The sequence below is a fragment of the Antarcticimicrobium luteum genome (assembly GCF_004358185.1).
GTDB classification, from domain to species: Bacteria; Pseudomonadota; Alphaproteobacteria; order Rhodobacterales; family Rhodobacteraceae; genus Antarcticimicrobium; species Antarcticimicrobium luteum.
Genome location: NZ_SMUV01000060.1, coordinates 85,554 through 101,980, shown reverse-complemented (window position 1 = coordinate 101,980; position 16,427 = coordinate 85,554). Strand labels below are relative to the sequence as shown.

Here is a 16,427-nt window from a genome sequence, read left to right as displayed (position 1 = left end):
GCCCGGCGGCCAGCCCCAGCCCGGCGGCGACCAGCGCCGCCGCCCATCCCAGCGCCGCCGCCCCGCCCGGCCGGACCAGCGCAGCGGCCGCGCCGGCGGCCGCGATGATTGCGGTTATCAGGAAAACCCATCTGCCCGGCTCTGCCGCCAGGGTGAAATAAAACCCGATCCCCAGGCCCAGACAGACCGGCGCCCAGGGAAACAGATGCCCGCGCTGACGATCCAGCGCCGCGTCGAGCCGTGCCGCCACTCCGGTCGGAACGCCCATGCTTGCCCCCTGCCCTCCGGCCCGCTAGACAGGCCGCAAAACGCTACCCCCCTCATGGTTTCCAAAAGGTAAAGCGCCCTCATGTCCGATCAGGTCGTCACCCGTTTCGCCCCCTCGCCCACCGGGTTTCTGCATATCGGGGGCGCGCGCACGGCGCTGTTCAACTGGCTCTATGCGCGCGGGCGCGGCGGCAAATTCCTGCTGCGGATCGAGGATACCGACCGCGAACGCTCGACCCCCGAGGCGACGGCGGCGATCCTGCAGGGGCTGACCTGGCTGGGCCTGGACTGGGACGGCGAACCGATCAGCCAGTTCGACCGCGCCGACCGCCATGCCAAGGTGGCGCATCAGCTTTTGGCCGAGGGCAAGGCCTATAAATGCTTTTCGACCCAGGAGGAGATCGCCGAATTCCGTGAGGCCGCCCGCGCCGAGGGCAAGAGCACGCTGTTCCGCAGCCCCTGGCGCGACGCCGATCCGGCGACGCACCCGGATGCGCCCTATGTGGTGCGCATCAGGGCGCCGCTGGAGGGGACCACGGTGATCCGCGACCGGGTGCAGGGCGAGGTGTCGATTCGCAACGATCAGCTTGACGACATGGTCCTGCTGCGCGGCGACGGCAGCCCGGTCTATATGTTGGCGGTTGTGGTGGACGATCACGACATGGGGGTGACCCATGTGATCCGCGGCGACGATCACCTCAACAATGCGGCCCGTCAGATGATGATCTATGACGCCATGGGCTGGCAGGTGCCGGTCTGGGCGCATATCCCGCTGATCCATGGGCCCGACGGCAAGAAGCTGTCGAAACGCCATGGCGCGCTGGGGGCGCAGGAATATCAGGCGATGGGTTTTCCGGCCGCCGGGATGCGCAATTACCTGGCCCGGCTGGGCTGGAGCCATGGCGATGACGAATTCTTTACCGACGAGCAGGCGCAAGACTGGTTCGATCTCGATGGAATCGGCAAGAGTCCGGCCCGGTTCGATCTGAAAAAACTTGAGAATCTGTGCGGCCAGCACATCGCCGTTAGCGATGACGCCGCGTTGCGGCGGGAACTGGAGGCCTATCTGGCCGCGGCAAACCTGCCGGCGCTGAGCCCGGCGCAGGGCGACACGCTGGAGCGGGCCATGTACTGCCTCAAGGAGCGCGCGCGCACCTTTCCGGAACTGCTTGAAAAGGCTCACTTTGCGCTGGTCTCCCGCCCGGTGGAGATGGATGAGAAGGCGGCCAAGGCGCTGGACACGGTATCCGACGGTATACTGGCTGAATTGACGCCGCATCTGCAAAATGCTAGCTGGACGCGAAACGATCTGGAGGCGACTCTGGGCGCTTTCGCCGAAGACCGGGGCACCAAATTCGGCAAGCTGGCCGGCCCGCTCAGGGCCGCCCTTGCGGGACGTGCGGTGACCCCTTCGGTGTTCGACATGATGCTTGTGCTGGGCCGGGACGAAACCCTGGCCCGCCTCAAGGATGCTGCCGTTCGCGTCGGGTCTGACTGACCAGACAAGACCGTGGCGAAAGAGATCGGACCGGCGGTCGCCGCATGGTCTGCCCGCGCGGAGACAGACGCTTTCGCGTCCCGTGCCAGTAAGAGGAAGGGACTATAATGACCGAAAAATGCAAGACCGCCACGCTACAGCTGGATGGCAAGAGCATCGAGCTGCCGATCCTGTCGCCGACGGCGGGTCCCGACGTTCTGGATGTGCGCAAGCTCTATGCGCAGGCCGGCGTGTTCACCTACGATCCGGGCTACACCTCGACCGCGAGCTGCGACAGCACCATCACCTTCATCGACGGCGACAAGGGCGAGCTGCTGCACCGCGGTTACCCGATCGATCAGCTTGCCGGGAAATCGCATTATCTCGAGGTCTGTTATCTGCTGCTCTACGGTGAGCTGCCGACCGCAGTGGAGCTGGAAGATTTCGAAACCCGCGTGACCCGCCACACCATGCTGCACGAGCAAATGCAGTATTTCTTCCGCGGTTTCCGGCGCGATGCGCACCCGATGGCGATCATGGTCGGCGTGGTCGGCGCGATGTCGGCCTTCTATCACGACTCCACCGACATCAACGATCCCTGGCAGCGCGAGGTCGCCTCGATCCGGCTGATCGCCAAGATGCCGACGATCGCGGCATGGGCGTTCAAATACCACACCGGTCAGCCCTTCGTTTATCCGCGCAACGATCTCGACTTCGCCTCGAACTTCCTGCGCATGTGCTTTGCGGTGCCGGCCGAGGAATACGAGGTGAACCCGATCCTCAGCCGCGCGATGGACCGCATCTTTACCCTGCACGCGGACCACGAGCAGAACGCCTCGACCTCGACGGTCCGGCTGGCCTCGTCCTCGGGCGCAAACCCGTTTGCCTGCATCGCCGCCGGCATCGCCTGTCTGTGGGGGCCCGCGCATGGCGGCGCCAACCAGGCCTGCCTGGAGATGCTGAAGGAAATCGGCACCCCGGACCGCATCCCCGAGTTCATCGCCCGCGCCAAGGACAAGAACGATCCGTTCCGTCTGATGGGCTTCGGCCACCGGGTCTACAAGAACTTCGACCCGCGCGCGACGGTGATGAAACAGTCCGCCGACGAGGTGCTGGACCTGCTGGGGATCGAAGACAACCCGATCCTGCAGGTCGCCAAGGAACTGGAAAAGCAGGCGCTCGAGGATCCCTACTTCGCCGATAAGAAGCTGTTCCCGAACGTCGACTTCTACTCCGGCATCATCCTCGAGGCGATGGGCTTCCCCACTTCGATGTTCACGCCGATCTTCGCGCTCAGCCGCACCGTCGGCTGGGTCAGCCAGTGGAAAGAGCAACTTGCGGATCCGGCGCATAAGATCGGCCGTCCGCGCCAGCTCTATCTTGGCGAAACGACGCGCGATTATGTGGATATCGAGAACCGCTGAACGCGGCTCCGGTCCCGGAAATGCAACGCCCCGCGAAGTTTCGCGGGGCGTTTCTTGTTGGAGACCTTGCTCCTGTTCTGGAGGCTGACAGGTAGGTTACCTTCGCCCCTGGTTTCGGGGCTCTTGCGCTCTGCGTCCGGCGCCTCAATGCGCGGCCGTCTTGCCGCCCGTCACCAGCCGCAGGAGCGGGGTGATGATCCGCGTGCCGACGGGCAGCAGAACCAGCCCCAGCGCCAGGCCCAGAACCCCGTCCAGCGCCGCGGTCACGGTCCATTCCACCGCCGACACCGCCTGCGGCAATGCGTGACCGGCGGCAACAGCGACATGATGGATCGCCTCCTCCGGCAGATGCCATCCCAGTACGCCCAGCCCGTGGATGATGATCGAGCCGCCGACCCAGAGCATCGCCGCCGTGCCGACGGTGGTCAGAAGCGCCATGAAACCCGGCATCCCCCGCACCAGTCCCCGGCCCAGAGCACGGGTCGCAGCAAGCCGCCCGGTTGCGGCCATGTGCAGTCCGACATCGTCGGCCTTCACGATCAGCGCCACCGCGCCGTAGACCACCGCGGTGATGCCGACCGCCACGATGGCCAGCGTCGCGGCCTCGGTCATCACCCCGCTCTTGGGGATTTCCGACAGCGCGATGGTCATGATCTCGGCGGACAGGATGAAATCGGTCTTGATGGCGCCGGCGGCCTTCTGCTCTTCCAGATGGGCGGGATCGTCCGGCACGGCCGCCGAAGCCTGGCCATGGGCGTCGCCGGGGCGCAGTCCATGGGCGATCTTCTCGGCCCCCTCGAAACACAGATAGGCCCCGCCAAGCATCAGCAACGGCGCGATCAGCCAGGGCGCGAAGGCCGACAACAGCAGCGCGGCGGGCAGCAGGAACACCAGTTTGTTGCGCAACGATCCCTTGGTGATGCGCCAGATGATCGGCAACTCGCGGCTGGCCTCAAAGCCGTGCACGTATTTCGGCGTCACCGCGGCGTCGTCGATCACCGCGCCGGCGGCCTTGGCGCCGGCCTTGCCGGCATAGGCGGCCACGTCATCGACCGACGCCGCCGCCACCTTGGCCAGCGCCGCCACATCGTCCAGCAATGCAAGTAGCCCGCTCATCCCCGCCCCCTGTTTTCGGTTTGCTCCAACCTACCCCAAGGGCCGGGGCGGACAAGCCCGGAAACGGGTGGTCAGCCGAACAGTTCGCGCACCTGGTCGGTAAAGCCGTTCTCCACATCCTCCATCTCGCCGGCGGAAATATGGCTCCGCAGCACTGCCATCACCGCCGCGATGGCCTCGGGCGCATCGCCCAGCGGGTCGGGCTCGAAATCCTTCTGGATCCGCGCGATGAAGGCGTCGCGTGTGCGCAGCTTGACCGGCGTCTTCGACGGGTTCCAGCCGTCGTAATATATCCCGCGGATCAGCGCTGGCATCTGCGCCGCCAATTGCGCCGCCTCATCCACACTCAGATGATCACGCACCCCATGCAGCACCGATCGCAATAGCCGATAGGCGCGCTGTTTATTCTCCCATCCGGTCGCAGCGTCCACCGCATTGACCCAGATATTGGCCTGTTGCACCGACTCGTCGATGATCTTCAGCCCCAAAGCACTCATGAGCCGCTCCTTTCCCGCGTCGCGATCCGCCCTGCAGTCGCAGATCAGGGCTGCAGGCTATCATCCTTCGGCCTGCGCCAAGTTGACTCAAATCATTGCCGCGGCCCGCGCGATGGCGGCATAAATCGGGTATCACTGATGGAGGGTAGAATGGAAACCACGCCGCAAATCACCTTTCGGGGGCTAGAGGCCCGTCCCGAGATCACCGAGATGATCGAGGAGAAGATCGCGAAGCTGGAAGAGGTCAGCAACCGCATCACTTCGGCCCGCGTGACCGTGGAGTTGCGCAGCGGCAAGGGCCACAAGGGTCACCTCTATCAGGTGGCGGTCGAACTGGAGGTGCCCGCCGGCACCGTGATCGTCAACCACAAGCCCGGCGATCTCGGGGCGCATGAGGATCTGCGCGTGGCCGTGCGCGACAGCTTCAACGCCGCCCGCCGTCAGTTGCGTGAACACATGGCCCGGCTCGACGAACAGCAGGTCCGCTCCTATCCCGAGCGGCGCCACGGCACCGTGGTCCGCCTCTTTCCCGACGAGGGGTACGGTTTCATCGAGAACGCCGAACGGGACGAGGTTTTCTTCGACCGCGACAGCGTGAACAACAACGGCTGGACCGCTCTGGACATCTATTCCGAGGTCGCCTTTACCCAGCAGGACGGCGACAAGGGCCTGTTTGCCGCCAATGTGACGCTGGTGAGCCGGCCGGGAGGCTGAGCCCGATCGGATCGGGTCAGGGTGCGTTTGCGCTATCACCCTCAGGACACGTCGTTTTCCCCTTTTTGCTCCGCCCGCAGCCCGTTATAGCACCTTCGGGAATTTTATGTGGAGTTTGTCATGACCATCAAAGTCGGGATCAACGGTTTCGGCCGCATCGGCCGGTGTACGCTGTCGCATATTGCGGCCTCGGGCCGCGACGACATCGAGGTGATCAAGGTGAACGCCGCCGGCCCGATCGAGACGGCGGCGCATCTGATCAAATACGACAGCGTACACGGCCGCTTCCCCGGCGAGGTCACCCTGGGCGACGGCACCATGGACCTGGGCCGCGGGCCGATGCAGATGTTCTCGACCTATGACATGAACGAGTTGGACTGGGACGGCTGCGACGTCGTGCTGGAATGCACCGGCAAGTTCAACGACGGCGAAAAGGCCAAGGCCCATCTGGAGCGCGGCGCGAAACGGGTGCTGCTCTCGGCGCCGGGCAAGAACGTGGACAGGACCGTGGTCTTTGGCGTCAACGACGATGCGCTGACGGCGGCTGACCGCATGGTCTCGAACGGCTCATGCACCACCAACTGCCTGGCGCCGCTGGCCAAGGTGCTGGATGAGGCCGTCGGCATCGAAAGCGGCATCATGACGACGATCCACTCCTATACCGGCGACCAGCCGACGCTGGACCGCCGCCACAAGGATCTTTACCGCGCCCGGGCCGCCGCCATGTCGATCATTCCCACCTCGACCGGCGCCGCCAAGGCCCTGGGCGAGGTGCTGCCGAACCTCAGGGGCAAGCTCGACGGCTCTGCCCTGCGGGTGCCGACCCCGAACGTCTCCGCGGTGGACCTCACCTTCCAGGCCGGCCGCGACGTGACCGCCGAAGAGATCAACGCCATCATGCAGGCCGCCGCCAGCGGCCCGATGAAGGGCGTGCTGGGCTATGAGCCGGCACCTCTGGTCTCGACCGATTTCAATCACAGCCCCGAAAGCTCGATCTTCGCGCCCGATCAGACCCGCGTGGTCGGCAGCCGCATGGTCCGCGTGCTCAGCTGGTACGACAACGAATGGGGGTTCTCGGTGCGCATGGCCGATGTCGCCGTCGCCATGGGCCGGCTGGGCTGAGCCCGGGTTATCCCGCCCGCTATAGCGCCCTTGTCTCAAAGCACCCGGTCGGGCATACCTGATCGGGTGCTGTTGTAATTGCCGGATGGCCCATGACCGACAGAATCGCCCTCGTATTGGGATTCATGATCCTGTCCGCCCTCGTGCTGGACGTCGCGCTTAACGGCAGCGAGCATCTGGTCTTTCTGGGCAAGGAGATGTTCGATCTGATCGAATGGATCGCATTCTGGCGCTAGGCCAGGCGCCTGGCGCGCCCGACCGTGATCGCCCGGGCCGTCACATGGACAGCCGGTCCTTGAGCGCCTCGTTCACCAGCGGGGTGACGAATTTCGACACGTCCCCGCCCAGCCTGGCGATTTCCTTGACCAGCTTGCTGGCGATCGCCTGGCGCCGCGCGTCGGCCATCAGGAACACGGTCTCGACGCTGGCGTCGAGCGCGCGGTTCATGCCCACCATCTGAAACTCGTACTCGAAATCGGCCACCGCGCGCAGACCGCGCACGATGATCTGGGCGCCGACGTCATGGGCGCAGTCGATCAGCAGATTCTCGAATGGATGCACGACGATCTCGGTGCCGGTCTGCGCGCTCAGCTTGGCGCATTCGGCCTCGATCATCGCCACGCGGTCTTCCAGGGAAAACATCGGCCCCTTGTCGCGGTTGATGGCGACCCCAATCACCAGCTTGTCGACCAGCGCCGCCGCCCGGCTGATGATGTCGATGTGACCCAAGGTGATCGGGTCGAAGGTTCCCGGATAGAGCGCTACGCGCATGGCATCCTCCTGCCTTTTTGCTCCTGCAGCGCAAGCAACACGACAGGGAAACGATTTGCAAGAGCGCGCGCGGCGGACCGCAACAAAATTACCCGGTTAGTGCCCCATGATCATGCCTTCAAGCGCGTCCTTCTCCATCGCCAGTTCGGTGAGCTGCGCCTTGACCACGTCGCCGATGGTCACGATGCCGACCAGCCTGCCCTCTTCGACAACGGGCATATGGCGGAACCGCCCCTCGGTCATCCGCGTCAGAACCTCCTGCACGCTGCACTGGCCGGTGCAGGTGACCAGATCGCGGGTCATGTAATGCGCCACGGTCTTGTCCAGGCAGCCGCCACCGATGCGGGCCAGTTCGCGCACGATGTCGCGCTCGGACAGGATACCGTCCGCCGTGGTGCCGTCGTCGGACACCACCAGCGAGCCGATCTTCTTCTCCGCCAGCAGCTTTGCCGCGTCCGACACCTTGGCGTCGGACCGGACGGTCACGACACCGGCGGCGGCCTTGGATTTGAGAATGGACTGAACAAGCATTCCGAAAACCTCCCGCAATTTTCTTTCGTACAACAAAGCGTTGCCGCAATGCGCGATCAAGTCAAGTCAGGCTTTCAAGACGCGCCACCTCGGCACGAACCTCGTCGCACAGCGCCTCGGCAAAGCGGGTCAGGCGGGCGCTGCGCTCTGCCCCCTGGTGCCGCACCAGATAAAAACTGCGGGTCAGGCTGATCCGGTCGGTCAGCACCTTGCGCAGAATCGGATGACTGGGCAGCGTGAAGTCATGCGCCACGCAAAGCGCCGTGCCCTCCGCCGCCATCTTGATCTGAACCGAGACCGAGTTCGAGGCCAGCGCCACCCGCTCGACCCCGAGATCGCTCAGGTAGTCCAGTTCGCGGTCAAAGATCATGTCGGGAATATAGCCGATCATCCCGTGGTGCTGCAGGTCGGCCAGCGTCTCGACCGGCCCGTTGTCGCGCAGATACCGGGCCGAGGCGACCAGGTGCAGCCGGTAGTCGGTGATCTTCTGCACCAGCAGCCGCCCTGCCGTCGGCGCGCTGACGGTGATCGCCATATCCGCCTCGCGCCGCGACAGGTTGATGACCCGCGGCAGGGCGACGATCTGGATGTCGAGATCCGGGTTCCGGGCCGAAATCGCGGCGCAGACCTGCGGCAGGATGAAATTGGCGCAGCCATCGGGCGCACCAATGCGGATCTGGCCGGACAGGGTGTCGCTCGGTCCGGTCAGCGCCTCGGCCGCCGCGCGCATCGCGCTTTCCGCCGTCTCGCCATGGGCCATCAGCCGTTCGCCCGCCGCGCTGAGCGTATAGCCCTGCGGCGATTTCACGAACAGCGACGCGCCGAGCGCCTGTTCCAGCCGGGAGATCCGCCGCCCCACCGTGGCCGGGTCGAGCTTCAGCACCCGGCCGGCGCCTGACAGGCTCTCTTCCCGCGCGACGGCGAGAAAAATCTTTATGTCATCCCAGTGCGGCTCCATCCCACCCTTGCGATTTTGCAAAGCCTTTTTGAAATCTTGCCTCTGTTCAAGGGATTTGCGCAAGGCTAATCTGCTGCAAAATGTCTGGAGGAGTATTCCGATGCAGGAACTGACCCATTACATCAACGGCAGCCACGTGAAAGGCCAGTCCGGCCGGTTTGCCGATGTCTTCAACCCCGCCACCGGCGAGGTTCAGGCCAAGGTGCCGCTGGCCAGCACCGTCGAAATGGCGATGGCCGTCGATGTGGCCGCCGACGCCCAGCCGGGCTGGGCCGCAGTCAACCCGCAGCGCCGCGCCCGCGTTCTGATGAAGTTCGTCGACCTGCTGAACCGCGACATGGACAAGCTGGCCGAGGCGCTGAGCCGCGAACATGGCAAGACCTTCCCCGACGCCAAGGGCGACATCCAGCGCGGTCTGGAAGTGGTTGAATACTGCATCGGCGCGCCGCAGATGCTGAAGGGCGAGTTCACCGATGGCGCCGGCCCCGGCATCGACATCTATTCGATGCGCCAGGCCCTGGGCGTCACCGCCGGCATCACCCCGTTCAACTTTCCCGCCATGATCCCGATGTGGATGTTCGCACCCGCCATCGCCTGCGGCAACGCCTTCATCCTGAAGCCGTCGGAACGTGATCCCTCGGTGCCGCTGATGCTGGCGGAACTGTTCGAAGAGGCCGGACTGCCCAAGGGCATTCTGCAGGTGGTGAACGGCGACAAAGAGGCCGTCGACGCCATCCTGGACCACCCGACGATCCAGTCGGTGGGCTTTGTCGGCTCCACCCCGATCGCGGAATACATCTATGGCCGCGGCTGTTCCAACGGCAAGCGGGTGCAGTGTTTCGGCGGCGCCAAGAACCACATGATCATCATGCCCGATGCCGATATGGATCAGGCCGCCGATGCGCTGGTCGGCGCGGGCTACGGCGCCGCGGGCGAACGCTGCATGGCGATTTCGGTCGCGGTTCCGGTCGGCGACGAGACCGCCGATCGCCTGATCGAAAAGCTGGTGCCGCGCATCGAAAAGCTGAAGGTCGGCCCCTATACCGCCGGCGATGACGTGGATTACGGCCCCGTGGTGACCGCCGCGGCCAAGGAAAAGATCCTGGGCCTGGTGCAGTCGGGCGTGGACCAGGGCGCGGAACTGGTGGTCGATGGCCGCGATTTCTCGCTTCAGGGCTACGAGGACGGCTTCTTTGTCGGCCCGCACCTGTTCGACAAGGTGACCCCGGACATGGACATCTACAAGCAGGAGATCTTTGGCCCGGTGCTGTCCACCGTGCGCGCCCAGTCCTATCAGGAGGCCCTGAAACTGGCGATGGATCACGAGATGGGCAACGGCACCGCGATCTTTACCCGCGATGGCGACACCGCCCGCGATTTCGCCAGCAAGATCAATGTCGGCATGGTCGGTATCAACGTGCCGATCCCGGTGCCGCTGGCCTATCACACCTTTGGCGGCTGGAAGAAATCGGCCTTTGGCGACCTGAACCAGCACGGGCCCGACGCCTTCAAGTTCTACACGCGGACCAAGACCGTCACCGCGCGCTGGCCCTCCGGCCTGAAGGACGGTGGCGAGTTCCACTTCAAGGCGATGGACTGATCCGCACAGGCTGATCTGACAAATCGTAAGCCCCGGTCGAAAGACCGGGGCTTACTTTTTTTCATGCGCGAACATGATAGTCTTGGCCGCTGTCCGGGTGTCGTCGGTGGTCAGATCGTTGAACAGGCCCCGCTTGGCCGCGTCCTCGGCACGAACGGCACCGGAGGTGGCGACCGCGAACAGCGCCAGGACAATGGCCAGGGCCAGGAAGCGAGGCCGCAATATCTTGTCATGGTTCCCCACGAGATGAAGGGTCGAGGAAAGTTACCTGCGGCAACCATCATTCGACTTACGTCAAACATTCCAGCGCCATAAGGTTTGACACGGCTCAGTCCGGCCGCCCCGGTTCCGCACGAAAGACGCAAAGCCGCGCATTTCCGGGGACCGCGAAATCTCTGCACGCCCGCTGGATTGACCAAAAGATCAAAACATGATTTCACGATCCTGTACGCCCCTTTCCGGCCGCTGGCTTGGAGCCCCGTCATCATGTCCGTGTCCTTTCGCATATTCCCCGATCGCGGCCTCGTCGTCGTCCGTTACCGGGGCTTTGCGCGACTTGACGACACCCTGGCCGCCTTCGCCGAATATGCCGCCCACCCGGAGTCCAGACCCGGACAAAAACAGCTTGTCGATCTCTCCGGCATCTCTGGATACGAGACCGATTTCACCAAGCTGATGGAGGTTCAGGCCCGCAAGGCCGACGTCTTTGCCGCCGAGGGGGCCGAAACGCTGATGGTCTATCTCGCCCCCAGCAAACAGACCCGGGATCTGGCGCAGCTTGTCCTGCGCTCATGGGAGCCGTTCGATTCGGTGATCGCCCTGATCCAGGAGGATGAGGCCCAGGCGCTGGAACTGCTCGGCCAGCCGGAACGCAGCCTCGACGCCCTGTGGGCACTGGCAAGCGAAACCTGATCCGAGCAAAATTTCATCACGCGGGCTCGCGCGCCCCTGACAATGCCGTGAGGCCGCCGGTTGCGGCAGCGCGCCCACTGGCGCGGCAACGGCGAATTGGGTAAACCCCGCACGACTAGCCAAGAAACCCGAGGTCCGAGCCCAATGACCGATTTCCGCATGACCCGCCGCGGCGCGCTGCTTGGCGCCGCCGCAACCCTGGCAACGCCCGCCCTTTTGCGCGCTCAGTCCATGGATGCCTTTCCGCAGGACGAGCCCGCCATCCGCGAGCAGATCCCGACGCGGCGCAATATCTCCTCCTTCGCCCAGCAGCACTGGCAGGACCATTTCGACGAGCTGGGCAAAGGCTGCCTGCTGGCCGACATCACCAGCCGCGCGGTGCACTACTGGGGGCCGGATGGCGAAACCTATCGCCTGTTCCCCTCCTCGGTGCCGCTGAGCGAGGAACTGACCAAGCGCGGCTATACCGAGGTCGTGCGCAAGGCCGAGAACCCGCGCTGGACGCCGACGTCCTCGATGCGCGAACGCGACCCCTCGCTGCCGGCGTTCCTGCCGGGCGGCCCCGGCAACCCGCTGGGCACCCGCGCGATGTACCTGGGCTGGCCCGCCTACCTCGTGCATGGCACCCATGACACCCGCAAGATCGGCCGCCAAAGCTCGTCCGGGTGCATCGGGCTCTATAATCAGCACGTCGAGGAACTTTACCCGATGGTGCAGATCGGCACCAAGGTTCGGCTGCTCTGAACCGGGGAGTTTAGACGCCGTTTTGTACAGAGCGGGCGGTCCGGACGGGCCGCCCGTACTCTTTCGCGCTCACTCCGGCCGTCGGGCCAGCCGGAAGGCTTGCGGCGAACTGCCCATCCGCGCGGTGAAGGCCCGCGAAAATGCCGAGCGCGACCGGAACCCCACGAGATCGGCAACCCGTTTGACCGGCTCGCGCCCGTCGAGCAGCAGCCGCGCCGCCCGCGCCAGGCGCAACTCCCGCAGCAGCTCCATCGGTCCGGCACCATAGGCCTCGGAAAACTGGGCGGCAAAGCGCGAGCGGCTCATCGCCGCCACCGCGGCCAGACTCTCGACCGAGTGGTCCGCGCCCGGCGCCTCGAGCATCGCCTGCAGAGCCGACCAAAGCCTCGGCGCCCCCAGCGCGGCAAGCCAGTTCAGCCCCGGATCGGCCGCCGTGATCCTCTGGCGGAACAGGGCGATCAGGCATTGCAGGAGCAATGCGCGGATCATCGCGCGGCCACCGACGTCGGGGGTGCCGAGTTCGAGGAGAATCTGGTCCATCGCGCGGGCGGCGGCGGGCGTTTCCGTAAGGTCCAGCACCATCGGTTCGCGCAGAAGGTCGACCAGGCCATGGGTGCCCCGCATGCCGATGCTGACCGCCCCGCACAGCACCGCCATGCCGCCGCCCCCCTCACCCTGCTGGCGGTGATGCGCCAGTTGCAATTCGGCCGGTTCACAGGACGGCAGCCCTCCGCCTCGATGTCCAAGGCTGCGCAGGCTGTGCCATTCGCAGGCCGGCACCAGCACCAGCCACCCGCGCCCGACGGCCAAAGCGCGCTGCCCACGCAGGCGCACCTCGCCGCCGCCGTCCAGCACGTAATGCAGCGTAGCCTGCGCCATCCGTCCCAGCCCGAGCGTGCATTCGCCGTCGAGTTGGCACAGCGCGAAGGGATCGGCCCGCAGCTCAAGCTCATCAAGGGTGCGTTCGAAGTTCTCCTGCATGTGGGAGGAATGGCAGATCTGGACCGGAAAGCACAACGAAAACCGAAATGGGCACGTCTTTGGGACCAAAAGGCACATGGTACCCGTCATCTCTGTACCATCGAAACCCCGATACGAGGACCAAAACGATGTGCAATTGCCATGACCATGATCACAATCCGAAGCTGACCCGGCGCCAGGCCCTGCGCGGCGGGATCGCCACCGGCGTCGCCGCCGCGGCGACCGTCGCCGCCACCGGTGCCGCGCGGGCCCAGGCCAGCGCCGACCCCTATTCCGACCCCGCCGAACCGGCGCTGCCGCCCAGCACCATGAAACTGGACCTCAGCCGGACCGCACTGGTGGTGACCGATCCGCAGAACGATTTCCTGTCGCCCGATGGCGTGACCTGGGGTGTGGTCGGAAAGAGTGTCACCGAACACGGCACGGTTCAGAACATCGACCGGCTGTTCGCTGCGGCCAAGGCCGCCGGCCTCACCGTGGCGGTGTCGCCGCACTATTACTATCCCACCGACCACGGCTGGAAATTCGAAGGCAAGCTCGAAGCGCTGATGCACAATATCGGCATGTTCGACCGCAAGGGCGCGCTGAACACATCCGGCTTCGAGGGATCGGGCGCGGACTGGCTGGAGCAGTACAAGAAGTACATCAATGACGGTGAGACCATCGTCACCTCGCCGCACAAGGTCTATGGCAACGAAACCAACGACCTGACGCTGCAACTGCGCAAGCGCGGCATCGACCAGGTGATCCTGGCGGGGATGAGCGCGAACCTGTGCACCGAGAGCCATATGCGCGAGTTGACCGAACAGGGGTTCGAGGTTGCGGTGGTGCGCGATGCCACAGCGGCGGCGATCCTGCCCGAAGGAGACGGTTATCTCGCGGCGCTGACCAATTTCCGCTACATCGCCAGCGCGGTCTGGTGGACTGACGAGGTGGTGGACATGCTGTCCGGCGCCTGAGTCGATCCCCCTCTGTCCGGCATCCCGCCGGGCAGAGGCCCGTCCTAGCGCTTGCGCATCCAGAAGCTTTGCGCGCGGCCGGTCCCGAGGAACGGCAGCGCCGCGACCGCATCGGCGCGCTCCCGCTGCAGGTAATACCCCGGCCAGAGGATCTCGTATCCGCCGCCCTGCACCAGCGCGTGCAGCAGGTATTGCTCGCCCCAGGACGGGCAGTCGTGGAAGAACCGCGCAGGGTATTCATATGGCAGGAACACGTCGTGGACATGGATCACCACGCCCGGCGCCAGCGCCGGGATGATCCGGCAGAACAGATGCGCCACATCGTTGCTCATCCGAACCTGATGGCTGGAGTCGATGAACAGCACATCGCCCGAGCGCAGCGCGGCAAACTGCGCCGGATCGACGGTTTCCAGGGCCGCCTGTTCGAACCGGTCCACCGCATCGGCGATGTCGGCGCGCGGCCAGGGGTCGATGGCGGTCAGCTCGGTCGACAGCCCGCCGTCGATGATCGCCTGCCGGGTGACGCGGGTGGAATTGCCGCAGCCTATCTCGATCACCCGCCGCGGCGCAAACCGGCGGATCATCAGATAGAGCGCCTCGGCATCCGGCGTATCGAAATAGCCGTTGCCGCCACGATAGCCGCTGGCACTTCCCTCCGGGCCGGTCAGCCGGGCCAGCGCGTCTCCATGGGCGCGATACCCCTCGATCAGCGGTGCGATATCGAACCCCGCCATCCCGGGCGAGAGTGCATAGGCCGGCCGCTCCAGCCCGCCGGCGGCCTCGAAACCGGCCAGCCGTTCCCGCTCTGCCGCCTGTTCGACCAGAGTGCGCGCCAGACGCCGCCGGCGGGCCGGATCCAAACCGGCGATTAGCTCTTCGAGGTCCGGCAAAGGGGGCTTCGGCATTGGCGGCGCTCCGTCTGGCTGCGGCGGCCTGCATAGCGCCCCCTGCCCCGAAGGCGCAACCGCGGATCGCCGCAGCCTGGCGTTTTCGCTTGGCATCGCGGAGATGTCGGGTTTGACTGCCCCCAAGTCCCCGCTGTCCGGAGTGCGCCGATGCAGAGCAAGTTCACCCTCGGAATCGAAGAGGAATATCTGCTGGTCGACCGCGACACGCTGCGGCTGGCCGAGGCGCCCGAGGCGCTGATGACCGCCTGTCAGGCGGATATGCAGGGACAGGTCAGCCCCGAATTCCTGCAATGCCAGATCGAGGTGGGCACCCGCGTCTGCGAGACCATCGGCCAGGCGCGCGAGGATCTGCGGCGGCTGCGCTCGGTCGTCTCGCGCCGTGCCGCCGAGTACAACCTCGCCCCGATCGCAGTCAGCTGCCATCCGTTCGAGGACTGGAAGGATCAGCACCACACCCGCAAGGATCGCTATGACAGCCTGCGTCACGATCTGGGCGGGGTGGCGCGGCGGATGCTGATCTGCGGCATGCATGTGCATGTCGGCATCGACGATCAGGCCCTGCGCACCGATCTGATGCCGCAGATGTGTTACTTCCTGCCGCATCTGCTGGCGCTGTCGACCTCCTCGCCCTTTTGGCAGGGCGAGGATACCGGGCTGGCCTCCTACCGGCTGACGGTATTCGACAACCTGCCGCGCACCGGGCTGCCGCCGGCGTTTTCGAGCTGGGCCGAGTATGAGCGGACCACCGGAACGCTGATCGATCTCGGCATCATCGAGGATACCTCTAAGATCTGGTGGGATCTGCGGCCGTCGCACAATTTCCCGACGCTGGAGACGCGGATCATGGATGTCTCGCCCCGGCTGGAGCATACCCTGTCGCTGGCCGCCCTGACCCAGGCGATCCTGCGCATGCTGGTGCGGTTGCGCGGACGCAATCTGCGCTGGCGGGAATACGACCGGTTCCTGATCGCCGAGAACCGCTGGCGCGCGCAGCGCTACGGCGTCGGCGAAGGGCTGATCGACTTTGGCGAGGGGGCGGTCAAGCCGATGGTGCAGCTGATCGACGAGCTGATCGGTCTGCTCTCGGAGGATGCCGAGGCCCTGGGCAGTTTGGCGGAAATCGCCGCGCTGCGTCCGCTGGCCGAACAGGGCACCAGCGCCACCCGCCAGCGCCGGGCCCATGCCGAGGCCAAAGCACAGGGCGACGATCCCGGCCGCGCGGTGGTGCGCCACCTGATCGAGGAATTCCACGCCGATCTGTGACCCGGCCCGCGCCGGATCGCCGGGGGAATCCTTGCAATCTTGTTGCAAGATTCCTCTGCCACATCTTTGCCGGCGCGGATCTGCCGCGCCGCGGATGCGGCATTCCCGCAAAGCCGGTTTGCGGCAATGAGACTTGAAGGCGAAGGCCCGCAAAGGCTAGGAATAAAACGACCGTTCAATTCA

Annotated in this window: 18 protein-coding genes and 1 pseudogene; 10 read left to right on the top strand and 9 right to left on the bottom strand. The window is 65.3% G+C overall.

Going from position 1 to position 16,427, the window contains the following annotated elements; genetic code table 11:
• Positions 1-268, bottom strand: a pseudogene (locus E1832_RS08410) (ComEC/Rec2 family competence protein); the annotation flags it as partial.
• Positions 269-349: 81 nt separating this feature from the next.
• Here E1832_RS08410 and gltX point away from each other — a divergent pair.
• Together gltX and gltA are read left to right on the top strand one after the other, a co-directional pair.
• Positions 350-1,765 carry a glutamate--tRNA ligase gene (gltX, locus tag E1832_RS08405; RefSeq protein ID WP_133359294.1) on the top strand — a complete coding sequence of 472 codons (1,416 nt, stop codon included), beginning with the start codon at positions 350-352 and terminating at the stop codon, positions 1,763-1,765.
• A 107-nt stretch (positions 1,766-1,872) separates the two neighbouring features.
• Positions 1,873-3,168, top strand: coding sequence for a citrate synthase (gltA, locus tag E1832_RS08400; RefSeq protein ID WP_133359293.1), 1,296 nt, complete (start codon positions 1,873-1,875; stop codon positions 3,166-3,168).
• Positions 3,169-3,312: 144 nt separating this feature from the next.
• Here gltA and E1832_RS08395 read toward each other — a convergent pair whose 3' ends face one another.
• Both E1832_RS08395 and E1832_RS08390 read right to left on the bottom strand, forming a co-directional pair.
• Complete coding sequence (locus tag E1832_RS08395) at positions 3,313-4,284, bottom strand: DUF808 domain-containing protein (protein ID WP_133359292.1); 972 nt, start codon at positions 4,282-4,284, stop codon at positions 3,313-3,315.
• A gap of 71 nt (positions 4,285-4,355) precedes the next feature.
• Positions 4,356-4,781, bottom strand: a complete 426-nt coding sequence (locus tag E1832_RS08390; protein ID WP_133359291.1) for a DUF2267 domain-containing protein — start codon at positions 4,779-4,781, stop codon at positions 4,356-4,358.
• Between the two features lie 150 nt (positions 4,782-4,931).
• Between E1832_RS08390 and E1832_RS08385 the strand changes: the two genes are divergently transcribed.
• The 3 genes from E1832_RS08385 to E1832_RS22485 all read left to right on the top strand — a co-directional run bounded on the left by E1832_RS08385 (position 4,932) and on the right by E1832_RS22485 (position 6,853).
• The gene (locus E1832_RS08385; RefSeq protein ID WP_165978834.1) at positions 4,932-5,495 is read left to right on the top strand and encodes an HPF/RaiA family ribosome-associated protein; all 564 of its coding nucleotides are present in this window, start codon (positions 4,932-4,934) and stop codon (positions 5,493-5,495) included.
• Positions 5,496-5,615: 120 nt separating this feature from the next.
• Entirely contained in the window at positions 5,616-6,617 is a 1,002-nt protein-coding gene (gene gap / locus E1832_RS08380) for a type I glyceraldehyde-3-phosphate dehydrogenase (RefSeq protein WP_133359289.1), read from the top strand.
• A 92-nt stretch (positions 6,618-6,709) separates the two neighbouring features.
• On the top strand, positions 6,710-6,853 hold the full coding sequence (locus tag E1832_RS22485) for a hypothetical protein (protein WP_165978833.1): 144 nt from the start codon (positions 6,710-6,712) through the stop codon (positions 6,851-6,853).
• A gap of 40 nt (positions 6,854-6,893) precedes the next feature.
• On the opposite strand, the gene coaD is transcribed toward E1832_RS22485, so the two are convergent.
• The 3 genes from coaD to E1832_RS08365 form a co-directional block, all read right to left on the bottom strand.
• Positions 6,894-7,388 carry a pantetheine-phosphate adenylyltransferase gene (gene coaD, locus E1832_RS08375; protein WP_133359288.1) on the bottom strand — a complete coding sequence of 165 codons (495 nt, stop codon included), beginning with the start codon at positions 7,386-7,388 and terminating at the stop codon, positions 6,894-6,896.
• Between the two features lie 96 nt (positions 7,389-7,484).
• Positions 7,485-7,919: a CBS domain-containing protein gene (locus tag E1832_RS08370; protein WP_133359287.1), complete on the bottom strand. Its 435-nt coding sequence runs from the start codon at positions 7,917-7,919 to the stop codon at positions 7,485-7,487.
• Between the two features lie 61 nt (positions 7,920-7,980).
• Entirely contained in the window at positions 7,981-8,877 is an 897-nt protein-coding gene (locus tag E1832_RS08365) for a LysR family transcriptional regulator (RefSeq protein ID WP_133359286.1), read from the bottom strand.
• A 100-nt stretch (positions 8,878-8,977) separates the two neighbouring features.
• On the opposite strand from E1832_RS08365, the gene E1832_RS08360 reads away from it, so the two are divergent.
• The gene (locus E1832_RS08360) at positions 8,978-10,477 is read left to right on the top strand and encodes a CoA-acylating methylmalonate-semialdehyde dehydrogenase (protein WP_133359285.1); all 1,500 of its coding nucleotides are present in this window, start codon (positions 8,978-8,980) and stop codon (positions 10,475-10,477) included.
• Positions 10,478-10,528: 51 nt separating this feature from the next.
• On the opposite strand, the gene E1832_RS22480 is transcribed toward E1832_RS08360, so the two are convergent.
• Positions 10,529-10,720 carry a hypothetical protein gene (locus tag E1832_RS22480; RefSeq protein WP_206021022.1) on the bottom strand — a complete coding sequence of 64 codons (192 nt, stop codon included), beginning with the start codon at positions 10,718-10,720 and terminating at the stop codon, positions 10,529-10,531.
• Positions 10,721-10,963: 243 nt separating this feature from the next.
• Between E1832_RS22480 and E1832_RS08355 the strand changes: the two genes are divergently transcribed.
• Positions 10,964-11,389, top strand: coding sequence for a hypothetical protein (locus E1832_RS08355; protein WP_133359284.1), 426 nt, complete (start codon positions 10,964-10,966; stop codon positions 11,387-11,389).
• Between the two features lie 144 nt (positions 11,390-11,533).
• Positions 11,534-12,133 (top strand): L,D-transpeptidase, encoded by a 600-nt coding sequence (locus E1832_RS08350; RefSeq protein WP_133359283.1) that lies wholly within the window; start codon positions 11,534-11,536, stop codon positions 12,131-12,133.
• Between the two features lie 69 nt (positions 12,134-12,202).
• Here E1832_RS08350 and E1832_RS08345 read toward each other — a convergent pair whose 3' ends face one another.
• On the bottom strand, positions 12,203-13,114 hold the full coding sequence (locus E1832_RS08345; RefSeq protein ID WP_133359282.1) for an AraC family transcriptional regulator: 912 nt from the start codon (positions 13,112-13,114) through the stop codon (positions 12,203-12,205).
• Positions 13,115-13,242: 128 nt separating this feature from the next.
• Here E1832_RS08345 and E1832_RS08340 point away from each other — a divergent pair, with 128 nt between their 5' ends.
• Positions 13,243-14,073 (top strand): cysteine hydrolase family protein, encoded by an 831-nt coding sequence (locus E1832_RS08340; protein WP_133359281.1) that lies wholly within the window; start codon positions 13,243-13,245, stop codon positions 14,071-14,073.
• Positions 14,074-14,117: 44 nt separating this feature from the next.
• On the opposite strand, the gene E1832_RS08335 is transcribed toward E1832_RS08340, so the two are convergent.
• The gene (locus tag E1832_RS08335; protein ID WP_133359280.1) at positions 14,118-14,978 is read right to left on the bottom strand and encodes a class I SAM-dependent methyltransferase; all 861 of its coding nucleotides are present in this window, start codon (positions 14,976-14,978) and stop codon (positions 14,118-14,120) included.
• A 150-nt stretch (positions 14,979-15,128) separates the two neighbouring features.
• Here E1832_RS08335 and E1832_RS08330 point away from each other — a divergent pair, with 150 nt between their 5' ends.
• Positions 15,129-16,244, top strand: a complete 1,116-nt coding sequence (locus tag E1832_RS08330; protein WP_133359279.1) for a carboxylate-amine ligase — start codon at positions 15,129-15,131, stop codon at positions 16,242-16,244.
• Positions 16,245-16,427 lie beyond the last annotated feature (183 nt).

Excerpts from the sequence above, each read along its gene's own strand:
- E1832_RS08350 (WP_133359283.1), top strand. The coding sequence starts at position 11,534 with ATGACCGATTTCCGCATGACCCGCCGCGGCGCGCTGCTTGGCGCCGCC.
- gltA (WP_133359293.1), top strand. The coding sequence starts at position 1,873 with ATGACCGAAAAATGCAAGACCGCCACGCTACAGCTGGATGGCAAGAGC.
- E1832_RS08330 (WP_133359279.1), top strand. The coding sequence starts at position 15,129 with ATGCAGAGCAAGTTCACCCTCGGAATCGAAGAGGAATATCTGCTGGTC.
- gltX (WP_133359294.1), top strand. The coding sequence starts at position 350 with ATGTCCGATCAGGTCGTCACCCGTTTCGCCCCCTCGCCCACCGGGTTT.
- E1832_RS08335 (WP_133359280.1), bottom strand. The coding sequence starts at position 14,978 with ATGCCGAAGCCCCCTTTGCCGGACCTCGAAGAGCTAATCGCCGGTTTG.
- E1832_RS08395 (WP_133359292.1), bottom strand. The coding sequence starts at position 4,284 with ATGAGCGGGCTACTTGCATTGCTGGACGATGTGGCGGCGCTGGCCAAG.
- E1832_RS08340 (WP_133359281.1), top strand. The coding sequence starts at position 13,243 with ATGTGCAATTGCCATGACCATGATCACAATCCGAAGCTGACCCGGCGC.
- gap (WP_133359289.1), top strand. The coding sequence starts at position 5,616 with ATGACCATCAAAGTCGGGATCAACGGTTTCGGCCGCATCGGCCGGTGT.
- E1832_RS08370 (WP_133359287.1), bottom strand. The coding sequence starts at position 7,919 with ATGCTTGTTCAGTCCATTCTCAAATCCAAGGCCGCCGCCGGTGTCGTG.
- E1832_RS08385 (WP_165978834.1), top strand. The coding sequence starts at position 4,932 with ATGGAAACCACGCCGCAAATCACCTTTCGGGGGCTAGAGGCCCGTCCC.
- E1832_RS08345 (WP_133359282.1), bottom strand. The coding sequence starts at position 13,114 with ATGCAGGAGAACTTCGAACGCACCCTTGATGAGCTTGAGCTGCGGGCC.
- E1832_RS08365 (WP_133359286.1), bottom strand. The coding sequence starts at position 8,877 with ATGGAGCCGCACTGGGATGACATAAAGATTTTTCTCGCCGTCGCGCGG.
- E1832_RS08355 (WP_133359284.1), top strand. The coding sequence starts at position 10,964 with ATGTCCGTGTCCTTTCGCATATTCCCCGATCGCGGCCTCGTCGTCGTC.
- coaD (WP_133359288.1), bottom strand. The coding sequence starts at position 7,388 with ATGCGCGTAGCGCTCTATCCGGGAACCTTCGACCCGATCACCTTGGGT.
- E1832_RS22485 (WP_165978833.1), top strand. The coding sequence starts at position 6,710 with ATGACCGACAGAATCGCCCTCGTATTGGGATTCATGATCCTGTCCGCC.
- E1832_RS08360 (WP_133359285.1), top strand. The coding sequence starts at position 8,978 with ATGCAGGAACTGACCCATTACATCAACGGCAGCCACGTGAAAGGCCAG.
- E1832_RS08390 (WP_133359291.1), bottom strand. The coding sequence starts at position 4,781 with ATGAGTGCTTTGGGGCTGAAGATCATCGACGAGTCGGTGCAACAGGCC.